Raw genomic sequence first — 12,962 nt, forward strand, 5'->3', positions numbered from 1 at the left:
CCTGGATTATCGCGCCGCCACCGAGCGTAGCGAATAACCGACGCTCCTACCGCGCGTTCAGAACGTATCCACAAACGGACGGCCGCCGTGGGTGCCGGTCTTGAAGCCGGACGCATTCAACCCGCGCAAGATCCACTGGCGACTCTCCACCGGATCAATCACCGCATCGATTTCCAGGAAGCTGGCCATGTTGAGCGCCTTGCCTTGCTGGTAGGCCTTGGCAACCAGCTTGTCGAACAGCCGTTGCTGGCGCTCGGGGGTGGGCTGCGCCGCCAGCTCCTTGGCAAAGCCCAACCGCACCGCCCCTTCCAGGCCCATGGCACCAAACTCGGCACTGGGCCAGGCAGCGGTGAACAAGGGCGAATGAAAACTGCCGGCGGCCATGGCCTGGGCCCCAAGGCCGTAGCCCTTGCGCAGCACCAGGGTAAAAAACGGAATAGTCAGGCTGGCGGCGGTAACGAACATGCGCGACACATGGCGCACCGTGGCCTGCTTTTCCGCCTCCGGCCCGACCATGAAGCCGGGGGTATCGCACAGGGAAATCATCGGCAGCCCGAACGCTTCGCACAGCTGCATGAAACGGGCAGCCTTGTCGCCACCCACGGCATCAATCGCGCCGCCCAAACAGGTCGGATCATTGGCAATCAGACCGAACGGTTTGCCTTCGATGCGCACCAGCGCCGTGATCATTCCCGGAGAAAATGCCTGGCGCAGCTCCAGCACGGAACCCGTATCGGCCAGGGTCTCAATCAGGGTGCGGATGTCGTACACGCGGGTGCGTTTTTCCGGAATGCGGTGGCGTAGTTCCCGCTGGTCTGCTGCCTGCCAGTCTGTCACCGAGCCCTGAAAATAGGACAGGTAGCGTTTGGCCACCGCCACGGCCTCGGCCTCGTCGCGCACACACACATCCACGACCCCGTTGGGGGCCTGCACGCTCACCGGGCCCACCTGTTCCGGGGTGAACCGGCCCAGGCCACCGCCTTCAATCATGGCCGGGCCGGCCATGCCGATAGTGGCATCCTCGGTGGCGATAATCACATCGCAACACCCCAGCAGAGCAGCATTGCCGGCAAAGCAACGGCCAGAGCCAATGCCCACCAGCGGCACCTGGCCGGACAACGTAGCCATAGCCGCAAAGGTGTGGCAATCCAGCCCGGCCACGCCGACAAAATCCGTATCGCCGGGGCGGCCACCACCGCCCTCGGCAAACAACACCAGCGGCATCTTCCACTGCCCGGCCAGCTGCAACAGCCGGTCGGTCTTCTTGTGGTTCATCATCCCCTGGGTGCCGGCAAACACGGTGTAGTCGTAGCTCATCGCCATGACCCGCGCGGCCGACTCACCAAACTGTTCGGCATTAACGGTGCCGGTGCCGCCAATCAAACCATCTGCCGGGCTCATGGCCTGCAATTCTTCACTGCTGCGGCGACGACGCTGGGCGGCCAGCGCCATGGCGCCGTATTCCTGGAAGCTGTCGGCATCCAGCAGGTCGTCCAGGTTTTCCCGTGCCGTGCGCTTGCCCTTGCGGTGGCGTTTCTCCACCGCCTTCGGCCGGCCCGCATCACTGATGGCCTGATGCCGATCCAGTACCTCGGCCAGGTCCTTGCGGATATGGTCCAGGTCCACGCTTTCTTCCGTGGCGATGGCATCGCCCTGCACCTCACCCGGCTCCACAAACAGCAATGGCGATGCTTCATTGAGGGCATCGCCCTCCCGGGCCGCCAGACTATGCACACGCCCCGCCACCGTGGCACGCACTTCGAATTCCATTTTCATGGCTTCCAGCACGGCCACCACCTGGCCCTCCTGCACGGTGGCGCCGGCCTTCACCAGTAACGACACCAACACGCCAGTGGTGGGGCTGAGCAGTGCTTCACAACCGGCCGGGGTAATGACGTTTTCAATCTGCGTTGTCGTTGTCACCGGCAGATCGGAAGCGACCTCTTCCGGCAGGGCCGCCAGCAACGGGTCAAGATGGGTTTCCACATACCGGGTGGTCACCGCGTTGGCCTGCACATCGTCACTGGCCAACAGCGCCTGCAGCAGCGGCAGGTTGCTGTTTACGCCCGCGATGCGCGTTTGCTTCAAGGCGCGACGGGCGCGCTGCAGCACAGCAGGATAATCCGCACCCGAGACAATCAGTTTGGTCAACAGGGAATCGTAGGCAGGGCTGACCGCATAACCGGCATAGCCGTAACCATCCACGCGAATCCCCGGCCCGCTGGCAGGCTCGTAGGCGGTGAGCGTGCCCGCCGCTGGCGTGGTGCCGCCATCTGGCTTGAGGGTTTCCAGATTCACCCGCAGCTGTACCGCCATACCGTCATACCCCGGCGGCGTCTCCAGTTGCAGATCCGCCAGGCTGGCACCGGCCGCCAGACGAATCTGGCTCTGCACCAGATCCACGCCGGTGATCTGCTCGGTCACTGTATGTTCCACCTGCACCCGCGGATTGGCTTCCATGAAGTAGAAGCGATCCTGTTCCGGTTCCACCAGAAACTCGAAGGTGCCAATGCCCTGGTATTTCACTTCCCGGGCCAGCGTCAGGGCGCTGTCGATAATGCGATCGCGCAGGGCCGGGTCCAGCCCCGGTGCCGGAGCAAATTCCACCAGCTTCTGGTGGCGGCGCTGCAGGGTGCAATCGCGCTCCCACAGATGACTCACCGCCCCACTGCCATCGCCCAGCACCTGCACTTCAATATGCCGGGCGGCGCTTACCAGCTGCTCCACATAGACGGCGTCATCACCAAAGGCGGCCTGCGCTTCCGACTGACAACGGGCATAGGCGGCGGCCAGATCGGCCGGGTCAGTAACCGCTCGCATACCGCGTCCGCCACCACCACTCAGGGCCTTGATCATCACGCCACTGCCATTCAACGCGGCCATGAAGGCCTGGGCCTGTTCCAGCGTCACTGCCTGATCAGTGCCCTGCACCAGCGGCACCTGGCAACGCGCCGCCAACGCCCGGGCTGCCGCCTTGTCGCCAAACAACCGCAGCGTGTCAGCCCCCGGCCCGATCAGCGTCAGCCCTGCCTCGGCACACGCCTCAGCAAAGGCCGCATTCTCGGCAAGAAACCCGTAACCGGGATGAATCGCCTCACAGCGGTGTTCACGGGCAATGGCAATCAGCTGCGCGCCGTTCAGGTACGCCGGCACGCCCCTGCCCGGCAGCGCGACGGCCTCATCCACCTGACGCACGTGCAGGGACGCCTGATCATCCTCGGCAAACACCCCCAGCGAACGGATACCCAGATCCGCACAGGCGTTGGCAATACGGATGGCGATCTCGCCTCGGTTGGCAATCAGGATGGCAGCAAAGGGGGCGGGCACGGCGAACTCCAGTCTTGGGCAAAAGCACAAAGACCACAGTGTAGCCAGAGCGGGGGAGTGATGACATTGATCCCTACGCATGGGGAAGCATGCATTGGGTTAATACCGCAAGACGGCGCTCAGGCCTGATAGTGGCTCAAAAATAACGCCGCCGTGCGCGACGCCAGATCGTGCCGCTCCTGGGCGCCAAGCAAAGGGGCAATCTGCATCAACTGCGGCCAGAAGCAGCTGCCCTTGATCAGGTTATGGAGTTGCTGGCTGGCGATCTCGTCATCCAGTTCTGCCAGGCGACCGTCGGCCACCGCGGCCCGAATCCAGCGGCGAGTGGCCGGCTCATGGGCAGACAGTTTTTCCACCTGTTCACGCAGCGCCTGCGGCTGATGCAGAAAATGGTCGAACGCCACCCGGTTGAGCTCGATGTATTCCTGACTGCAGATCACCTCGATTTCCGACTCGAGCAAATCACACAGTTGCGGATGCAGCGCCACACCGGGCTCGTAGTCGCGCCCTTCATGCAGGGTGGCCTGCTGCCACAGCTCGGTCATCAGCGCCATGATCAGCGCTTCCTTGCTGGCAAAGTGGTTATACACCGTGCGCTTGGACACCGACGCCAACGCGGCCAGCTCGTCCATGCTGGTGCTGTGCACCCCGCGCTCCTGAAACGCATCACGGGCCGCCTGCAGGATGGCCTGGCGCTTCAGTTCGCTTCGGGTCGGTTTGTGTTCGGTCATGGTCGATTCACTGTCCAGGCAATCCGGGTCGGAGCGCATTTTACACTAAGCAGTTTACTTTTCCCAAAACCCATATACACTACACCGTATAGTTTACTTTATTGGTGCGTCATGAAAATACGCTGGCTGGTATTTGCAGGAGTCCTCGTTATGGCAGTGAGTCTGTTCAAGGCCTGCTCCACACCGGAGCAGAAGTTCTATAACACCGGTATGGCCGGCAGCGCCGCCGCCAGCAACCTGTGGGAAATCGCCAAGATGTACCTGCGCACCGAGCGCAAGGCTCCCAGCCCCACCGCCCCGCTGCCACTGCGCCAGATCCCGGCGGGTGAACTGTCTGCGCCCGGCGACCAGGCCACCGTGTATCGGCTGGGCCACTCCAGCATTCTGATCCAGCTGGACGGCCACACCGTGCTGACCGATCCGGTCTTCAGTGACCGCGCCTCACCAGTGCAGTGGGCCGGCCCGAAACGGTTTCACCCCCTGCCCTTTGCGCTCGACGACCTGCCCGCCATTACCGCCGTGGTCATCAGCCACGACCACTATGATCACCTTGATCGCGACAGCTTGCTGGCGCTGGACAACAAGGTCGGCACCTATCTGGTACCGCTGAAAGTGGGCAATCACCTGCGCCGTTGGGGCATTGCCGACGACAAGATCGTCGAGCTGGACTGGTGGCAGTCCCACCGGATTGCCAGCCTGCAGTTTACCGCCACACCGGCCCAGCATTTTTCCGGCCGCGGCCTTTCCGACCGGGATGAAACCCTGTGGGCCAGCTGGGCGATCAAGGGACAGGGTGGCAACCTGTTCTTCAGTGGCGACAGCGGTTACTTCGGGGGCTTCCGGGAAATCGGCGAACGGCTGGGGCCCTTTGACCTGACCCTGATCGAAACCGGCGCCTATAACCTGTTGTGGAGCAAGGTGCATATGCTGCCGGAACAGAGCGTACAGGCGCATCTTGATCTCAAGGGCCGCGCCATGCTCCCCATCCACAACAGCACATTCGATCTGGCGCTGCATGACTGGTTTGAACCTCTGGAGCGAGCCGCCGCCGCAGCCTGGGAACGTAATGTCACCCTGCTGACCCCCATCATGGGCACCCAGGTGACCGTGCAACAGCCAGGCAAAACCGCTTTCTGGTGGCGCGACGAAGCGGAACCCGCCTTGCTGGAAGCCGCTCTCGCCGGGGCCGAACAGGACGCCGCCGCCCTCAAGGCCCGTCAGCGTTAATCACACGCTGCACAGGCCTCAGCGCGGCGCCAGCACCTGCTGTTCCAGCTCAGCGGCCAGCCCTGCGTCCAACGTCAGGGCAGAGGCGAGCTGGTCCAGCCAGGCGCGTTCCATGGGGTTCTGCTCGTCCACCATCACCACACTGACCAGATAGATTTCGCGAGCGGCCTGGGGAGAATCGGCCATGGCCGCCAGCGCACTGGCATCCAGGGGTGCATCGAACTGGGACTGTATCCAGGCATGCAGTTCGTCATCGGCGCCAAGTTGCTCGATTTCCCGAGTCAGCAGGGCACGTTCATTGGCATCAATGTGACCATCGGCACGGGCGGCCATGATCATCGCCTGCAGGATTTCCAGGCCCCGGCGCTCCTGATCTGCGCCTTGCAGCTGATCCAGCGGCTGACCCTGTTGTGCCGCGGCAGGCTGCCCCTGAGCCTGGCTGCCGGTCTGGTAATTCTGGTAGGCCTTCCAGGCCAACACACCGACACCGGCCAGGGCGCCATACTTCAGCGCCTTGCCACCCATCTTGCGGCCCCGTTTGGAGCCCAGCATCAGGCCCAGCGCGCCGCCACCGAGCAGGCTTTTCACATCAATACCGCTGCTACCCTGGCTACCCGACAGTTGATTACCCAGGTTGCCCAACATCTGGTTGATGTCTGTCCCGGATCCTCCGCCCTGGCGGGATTGCCCACCCTGCGACTGATTGAAGATCTGGTTAAGCACCGACATGGCGTTCATGGTCACGCTCCTTGGCAAATACAGGAATCCGGAATGTACACGGTCAACATGAATTCCTGCTTAACGGGTAGTCTGCCGCGCTTGAAAAGTTCCTTTTCGTGCTGCTCTCACCGGCTAGTCAGCCGGCACAATTCGCACCCCCGCATGCTCCGCCAGCCGCTCGACCAGCCGGCAGCCCATGGCAGTAGACGGGGTCCAGAAACCGCCGCCCACGTGGCCATTGTCGCTATCCGCCGCCAGGCACAGGGCCGACTCGCCGAGCATCTTCGAGGTCGCCCCATAGCCCGGGTCTTTCTCGCCATGGATATCGACACTCAGCGACTGACCATCACGGGTCGTGCCGGTGGCGCGCATGTGGAAGAACCCGTTTTCGATGGTCTTCAGGCTCGGACCCTTGCCCGGTTTGGGCAGCACCTTTTTCAATAGCGGGCGGGTAGGCTTCAAGGCGGCAAGCCCGATCAGGCTGCCCAAGGCCCCCGTGACACCCGCCGCCAGCGCCAGCCCCAGCGGGCCGCGGCCCGTGGCCATGGCTTCGTCATACACGAAATCGTCCCCCCAGGGCCGGCCCGCCAGTGCATGGCTGCGCTGCACTACGCGGGTATTGATCGGCCCCATCAGGAACGGGGCGCTCCACTGGCCCAACGTCTTGTCGTAACGGGGCAAGGTGCGATCTGTCTGCGGCCCCTCGCCACCGTCGTGACCCAGCCCGTAGGGATTGAGGGTCGAGGCCCGTACCTGTGCATCGTCACTGGCTTGCGCCACCATCTCAGAAAGGCTCGCCACCGTACCGCCACTAAACCCGCCGCTGGCCTTGAGCACGCGCATCTGCACGGTCTGGCAAGGCTGGCCGAAACGCGCTATCGCTTCCTGCTGCAAAACCCAGGTGCCCAGATCCGACGGAATGGAATCAAACCCGCAACTGTGTACGATGCGCGCGCCGCTGGCATGGGCAGCGGCGCCATGTTGCGCCACCATCCGTTGCATCCACGCAATTTCCGCGGTCAGGTCACAATAATCCGTGCCGGTTTGCGCACAGGCCGCCACCAGTGCCGAACCGTAACGGGCATAGGGGCCCACCGTGCTGGCGACCACCTTGGTACGCTGAGTCATCGCTTCCAGTGCATCACCGTCGGCAGCATCCGCCAGGATCACTGGCAGGTCTGCCATGCCCAGCGCGTGTTTTAGCGCCTGCAATTTGCGGTCACTGCGTCCGGCAAGAGCGATGCGCAACGTGGGGTCGTGTTGCTGACGTTCAAACAAATGCGCTGCGACAAAGCGGCCCACAAAACTGGTGGCCCCGTAGAGGACTACATCGAATTCGTGCTGGGATTTTTGGATCACGGCTTTACTCATTGAGAAGGTTTCGCGTTTTATTTCATCGGGGTTGCGGTCGGACGTCTGACGTCGGAAGTCTGACGCTAAAAGCAACACCCCTCGCTCTTTTCCGTTCCGGGTGTTGCGTCCGACGTCAGACCTCCGACATCCGACTCTTATTTAACAAACGACCTCGGGCTATACCCGCAGTGAAAACCAAAAGGCACATGATTCTTCAGCGGCACCACCGCGACTTCCTCCAGCGTGCGAGCATCAAAGATCACCACTTCACTGGTGTGGTCGCGTGCGTCGTACACCATACTCACCAGCCAGCCTTCCTGGTTGTCATCCCCATCACGTGGCGCCACATGCATGGCTTCAGAGGTATACCGGCCTTCGCCCAGGGAATGGCTGGTGACCGTGCCGGTCTCCAGTTCAATGCGTTCCACCCCGTCAAAAAAAATGGAGTGATCAGTCATCATGCAGGCCGCATACATGACCGATGTGGGCTGCGTAGAATAGCGGTGATCCCACTGCGGAAATTCCCCGCACAGGGCTTGCTCATAACACGTCGCGTCCATGGCGCCGGTCTTCACATTCAACGCATAGCGCCAGAACGTGCCGGAGAACGAATCGCCTTTGCTGTGGAACACATCGCGCAATAATTCGTTGACGGAAAAATCTTCAAAGCGGGTCAGATCTACCTGAATATTGCCGCTCTCATCTTCCCAGGCGTTGGAAAAGTGAATCGCCACAAACGGGTTGTCCACGGTGAATACCGTTTCCACCTGAAAATCCCGGGTGCGCACCACATAGATTTTCATGCCCAGTTCCGGTCGCCATGCAATCGCCTGATCAAACGGAATCAAGCCGGCCAACCACGGCACCGGCGACTTCATGGCGATGGGAGACTGGAAGAAAATCATGTAGTTTTCTGTCAGCGCAAAGTCGTGACAGAAACTCAGAAAATCCACCTCGAACGATCCCTTTTCTACCAGGTGCCCAGACGGCGCAATCTTGTAAAGATCAATGGCGCCCTTACCGGTCAGTGCCCCCTTGGGCGTAAACGAAGGGCGAATGCCAAAGTTGTAATACACCCCGGTGCGCGGGTTCACCTTGCCGTGGGCACTGAACGCATTGAACTTGCCCAGCTTGCCGTCGTAATCGTGCTCGCCGATGGTATCCAGCGTCGCCGGGTCCAGTTGCCAGGGGCGGCCTCCTTCCCATAGCGCGAGCAACTTGCCGCCGTGGTAGACCAGATTGGTGTTGGCACAGTTCGCAGGCAGGCGGCCAATATTCTTGCGAATGCCCCCCGGCGCGTTGTGACCAAAACTGCGTTTGACGATCTTGTTGGCGCGGGTCTCGGCCAGGTACTTGGGGGTGCGCACATAGCGGTTGCGATACACCACGCCCCCGTCCGTGAACGACACCGAGTGCAACATGCCATCGCCATCAAACCAGTGGCCAAACTCCTCACCGCCAATCTTGTTACGGCCCGGCCCAATGCGGAAGAAGGTGCCGCTCACCGCCTCGGGGATTGTGCCTTTCACCTGATCCAGGGGAACGGTGTAGTCCAGTTCCTCTTCCAGCGATTCGAACCCGCCATGATGAGTGACCATTGGCTTGCCATGCTGGTGTTCCACCAGCCTTGCCTTGCTGTTCATGTTGGCCTCCACGTTTGCCGTGCCGCCTGCATCCGGCAGGTGTAGATATCTTTTTATATGAATGTCTACCATCAACTAAACGCGCGCGTTTAGTTTCTGCTACGCTATGCTCACGGCAACGCAAATGCAAATCCGCAATCGCCACAACGCAGAAAAAGGTCAACGCATTCCCATGGCAGCCAACACCGCAGCACCCTCCTCCCTGCAGGACATGACCTGGCTGGGTCAGCCCGCCCAAAGCAAGCGCGACACCGTGCTGGCGTCGGCCCAGCAAGTGTTTTCCGCCAACGGATTTCATCAAACCGAAGTGCAGGTGATCTCCAACCAGACCGGTATCAGCAAGGCCACCATCTACAAACTGTTTGGCAGCAAGAACAATCTGCTGCAGGAAATGGTGCGCGAAGTGTTTCAGCATCTGGGTGTCCTGACCTTGCAAGCCATCGCTACGGAAAAACCTGCCATGGATCGTTTGCTGGATATCGCCGAGTCTTTCCTTCGCTTCGGCGAAGCCAACCGGGAACTGTGTCTGTTAATCCTTCGCGATGCCGGTAATGTGGTTACCGAAATCGGTCAGAGTTATCAGGAAAAAATGGCGCAGCTGCTCCCGCTGGTAGAACCGCTGTTCGAGGCCGCACGGCAGCAAGGTAGTCTGGGCAAGGTCGATACCGATGTGATTGTCGATGCCATTCTCAGCAATCTTCTCGGACACTTTCAAAGCTGGTTTCTGCTATACAACTGCGAAGGCAGTCTGGTCGACAAAGGCATGCGAAATGTTTCGTTTCTGGTCAGCGGTTTTTCTGCTTCCCGCTGACGACACCCGCGTTCATGACGGGCTTTCAATCACAGGGAAAACTGATGGGCATGAATGATGCATCACCAACCGACATGAACCTGAAGAACCTGGACCAAGCCATGAGCGCCGCCACCCGTTACCAGGACTGGTACGACCTGGCGCAGCAGCACGACGCTTATTCCGGTGCCGATGTGTGGCGCGAAACGCACCGCACCACGCTGTACGACTATGTGGAAATCCAGACCCGGCGAGACAAGCTGAAACAGTTCCTCAGCGAAGGCGCCGACCGGGAGCTGCTTTACGCCCTGAACGAAGGCGTCCATGGCAACATGGGTGGCATGGGGCGTCCGATTCTCTATACCCGGGCCCGCAGCGGCACCAAGCATCTGATCGATGAGTATGTGTCGCTTATCTGTGAATCGTTGGTGCGTATCAGTGAAGCCCCGGATGCCGACATCAGCTATCTGGAAAAACTGGATTTTTTCCGCCGCGCCAGTCATTGCTATGGTCGCTCTGCCTTACTGCTATCTGGCGGCGCCGGGCTGATTTATTTTCACCACGGTGTGGTGCAGGAACTGGTCAATCACGACCTGGTGCCCAACGTGCTGTCCGGGGCCAGCGCTGGTGCCGTGGTGTCAGGGCAACTTGGCCTCTACACCAACGACGAGCTGAAAAGCCGCGAATATTTTTCCAGTAAACGCTACGAAGGTTTTGCAGAAAACTCGTTGCTGGATTCCGTGCTGGGGCGCGTCACAGAAAAAGAAGCCAAGCTTCACAAGGAACAGGCACTGGATGAAATCGTGCCCATGAACCTTACTTTTCAAGAAGCCTACGAAAAGACCGGGCGCTACATCAATGTGTCGATTTCACCGGCGGAGAAACACCAGAACTCGCGCTTGATGAACGCCATCACGTCACCCAACGTGTATATCCGTTCCGCCATTTCTGCCTCATGCAGCATCCCCGGCATGATCCCCGCCGAGCGCCTGTATGCCAAAGGCTATGACGGCAAACCCCGCCCCTACCTGGCCAGCCGCCGCTGGGTGGACGGCTCGGTCTCCGGAGATCTTCCTGCCCGGCGTCTGTCTCGCCTGTACGGGGTGAACCATTTTATCGTCAGCCTGATCAATCCGGTGGTGGTGCCTTTTGTCAGGGACATCAAGTCACGCCAGCGCAAGGGGTTTCGTAATGCGCTGTCGGTGTCCGGGCTGCGCATGGCCTGCGAAGTGCTCGACTACGCAGAAAAGATGCTGGAGCGTGGTGGCCGCATCGGCCAGCTCACCGGCGCGCAGCTGGCCTATGTGAAAGAAATGCTCGATCAGAACTACCTGGGCGACATCAATATCCTGCTGGAAAAACGCGACTTCAAATGGCGGCACACACTGTTTGAATTCAAGGACGGCGAAGAAGAAGGCCTGATCCAGGCCGGGCGCAGAAACGTCTACCCCAAGATCGCCATGATCAAGAACGCTGCCATGATCTCCAACACCCTGGACAGCATTCTGGAAGAGCTGACACAAGAAGCACTGCCGCAAACCAGCGTGAAGCATCACCTGTATTCGTGATGCTTCACTGATGATTCAATCCCGTTGCTGTAGTAGGAGCTCATGCTTGAATGGCGATCTTCGCGACCGCGAGGCGGGGATTTAGCGCGCGTTTCGAAAAGCACAACACGGGATCCTGAAAACAACGTTCATCCTTTGAGAAAATAGCTGAATCGACAGCTCACCGGCATTCCCGTAGGAGCGTCGCTCGCGGCGCGATCCCCCAATCCACCGATACTATCCCCCCCCCTGAATCACCAATAATCGCGTGCTTAATGTTGTACTCTTGAGCCTGCAGACAATTGACAGCAGTCAGACAGAGAGCCCCATCATGGATCTTCATCTCAACGGAAAAACCGCCCTGGTCAGCGGCGCCCACCGCGGTACCGGCAATGTCATCGCCACCACCCTGGCAGCGGAGGGCGCGACTGTGGCACTGCATGCGTTTACCCAGACGCAGGCGGATGAGGCCATGAGTACCATGGCCGATGCCGGGATGAAGATCGTGCCAGTGGTTGGCGATATCCTTACCGATGCAGGGGCGCATCAGGTAATGGAGCAACTGGCTGAGCACGGCCTGCAGGTGGATATCCTGATCAATAATTACGGCAGCGCACTGATGGGAAAGTGGGACTCCCTGAGCACCGAACAATGGATAGAAGCCACCAACGTGAACCTGCTCAGCGCCGTGCGCCTGATTCAACACTGCACCCCACACATGAAGGCACAACAGTGGGGCCGCATCATCAACCTGAGCACCATTGGCGACCACCAACCCAATGCCATCATGCCCCACTACTACGGCGCCAAGGCCGCGCTCTCCAACGCCTCGGTCAGCCTGGCCCGGGAGCTAAGCCACACCGGCATTACCGTGAACACGGTGTCGCCGGGGCTGATCCACACGGCCGAGGTGGAATACGCCTATCAGTTACGCGCCAGGAAAAAAGGCTGGAATCTGGACGAAATCTCACTGCAAGATGCGATCGTCCAACATGATTTCCCCAATCCCTGTGGGCGTCTGGCCACCCGCGAAGAGGTCGCCGATCTGGTGGTGTTTCTGTCTAGTCCGCGAGCAGGGTTTATCAATGGGCAGAATATCCGGGTGGATGGCGGCGCGGTGAGGTATGTTTGAGTTTTGCATCAATACGCTTGATAGTGACGAAGCGGATCCCAGAGCGTAATAACGGCGCTCCTAAAGGGTAACAAGAAGCCTGAAACCATAAGGAAAGTGATGAAAGATTTTCTGCAAAATTACAAGATCATCGATAACGAATACGCCGCCAAGCTAGCCGGCTCGGAAACCAATGCCAACCGGCAACATCTCAAAACACTCAACGAGAAAGTAGATACGATCGCGCTGATGGCAACAGCAGCACTTGAGCTTCTTCGTGAAGTCGGCGTTTCAGAATCCCGGATCGCAAGCAAGATGCATGAAATCGACCTTCGTGATGGCAGTCTCGACGGCAAGCTCTCGGCCTCACAACATTGCCCGAGCTGCGATAACAAAATCAGCGGCAAGCGGCAGTTCTGTTTTATGTGTGGTGAGAAACTGACTCATCTTCCGGGAAAACGATGAGAGAGACGGCACCAGAGGAATAGACCTGTTGCGTGTCCTTGCGCCCTG

General features: G+C 59.9%; 10 protein-coding genes. 5 read left to right on the forward strand and 5 right to left on the reverse strand.

The genetic code is table 11. From position 1 onward, the window contains the following. Window positions 1–57: 57 nt before the first annotated feature. The gene (locus Q672_RS28220; RefSeq protein ID WP_022985864.1) at window positions 58–3,327 is read right to left on the reverse strand and encodes a carboxyl transferase domain-containing protein; all 3,270 of its coding nucleotides are present in this window, start codon (window positions 3,325–3,327) and stop codon (window positions 58–60) included. A 119-nt stretch (window positions 3,328–3,446) separates the two neighbouring features. Continuing rightward, window positions 3,447–4,058 (reverse strand): TetR/AcrR family transcriptional regulator, encoded by a 612-nt coding sequence (locus tag Q672_RS28225; RefSeq protein ID WP_031226656.1) that lies wholly within the window; start codon window positions 4,056–4,058, stop codon window positions 3,447–3,449. Window positions 4,059–4,208: 150 nt separating this feature from the next. On the opposite strand from Q672_RS28225, the gene Q672_RS28230 reads away from it, so the two are divergent. Then, the gene (locus tag Q672_RS28230; protein WP_022985866.1) at window positions 4,209–5,285 is read left to right on the forward strand and encodes an MBL fold metallo-hydrolase; all 1,077 of its coding nucleotides are present in this window, start codon (window positions 4,209–4,211) and stop codon (window positions 5,283–5,285) included. A gap of 18 nt (window positions 5,286–5,303) precedes the next feature. Here Q672_RS28230 and Q672_RS28235 read toward each other — a convergent pair whose 3' ends face one another. The 3 genes from Q672_RS28235 to Q672_RS28245 all read right to left on the reverse strand — a co-directional run bounded on the left by Q672_RS28235 (window position 5,304) and on the right by Q672_RS28245 (window position 9,001). Further along, window positions 5,304–6,023 carry a tellurite resistance TerB family protein gene (locus Q672_RS28235; protein ID WP_022985867.1) on the reverse strand — a complete coding sequence of 240 codons (720 nt, stop codon included), beginning with the start codon at window positions 6,021–6,023 and terminating at the stop codon, window positions 5,304–5,306. A 114-nt stretch (window positions 6,024–6,137) separates the two neighbouring features. Beyond that, window positions 6,138–7,364, reverse strand: a complete 1,227-nt coding sequence (locus tag Q672_RS28240; RefSeq protein ID WP_022985868.1) for a saccharopine dehydrogenase family protein — start codon at window positions 7,362–7,364, stop codon at window positions 6,138–6,140. Window positions 7,365–7,513: 149 nt separating this feature from the next. Next, a complete protein-coding gene (locus Q672_RS28245; protein ID WP_022985869.1) occupies window positions 7,514–9,001 on the reverse strand; it encodes a carotenoid oxygenase family protein in 1,488 nt (495 codons plus the stop codon). Between the two features lie 124 nt (window positions 9,002–9,125). On the opposite strand from Q672_RS28245, the gene Q672_RS28250 reads away from it, so the two are divergent. The 4 genes from Q672_RS28250 (at window position 9,126) to Q672_RS28265 (ending at window position 12,914) form a co-directional block, all read left to right on the forward strand. After that, window positions 9,126–9,812 carry a TetR/AcrR family transcriptional regulator gene (locus Q672_RS28250; protein WP_022985870.1) on the forward strand — a complete coding sequence of 229 codons (687 nt, stop codon included), beginning with the start codon at window positions 9,126–9,128 and terminating at the stop codon, window positions 9,810–9,812. 50 nt (window positions 9,813–9,862) lie between these two features. Next, the gene (locus tag Q672_RS28255; protein ID WP_031226661.1) at window positions 9,863–11,359 is read left to right on the forward strand and encodes a patatin-like phospholipase family protein; all 1,497 of its coding nucleotides are present in this window, start codon (window positions 9,863–9,865) and stop codon (window positions 11,357–11,359) included. 310 nt (window positions 11,360–11,669) lie between these two features. After that, complete coding sequence (locus Q672_RS28260; RefSeq protein WP_022985872.1) at window positions 11,670–12,470, forward strand: SDR family NAD(P)-dependent oxidoreductase; 801 nt, start codon at window positions 11,670–11,672, stop codon at window positions 12,468–12,470. A gap of 99 nt (window positions 12,471–12,569) precedes the next feature. Then, window positions 12,570–12,914: a hypothetical protein gene (locus tag Q672_RS28265; protein WP_022985873.1), complete on the forward strand. Its 345-nt coding sequence runs from the start codon at window positions 12,570–12,572 to the stop codon at window positions 12,912–12,914. Window positions 12,915–12,962: the final 48 nt, after the last annotated feature.

The sequence above is a fragment of the Alcanivorax sp. P2S70 genome (assembly GCF_000475295.1).
GTDB lineage: Bacteria > Pseudomonadota > Gammaproteobacteria > Pseudomonadales > Alcanivoracaceae > Alcanivorax > Alcanivorax profundi.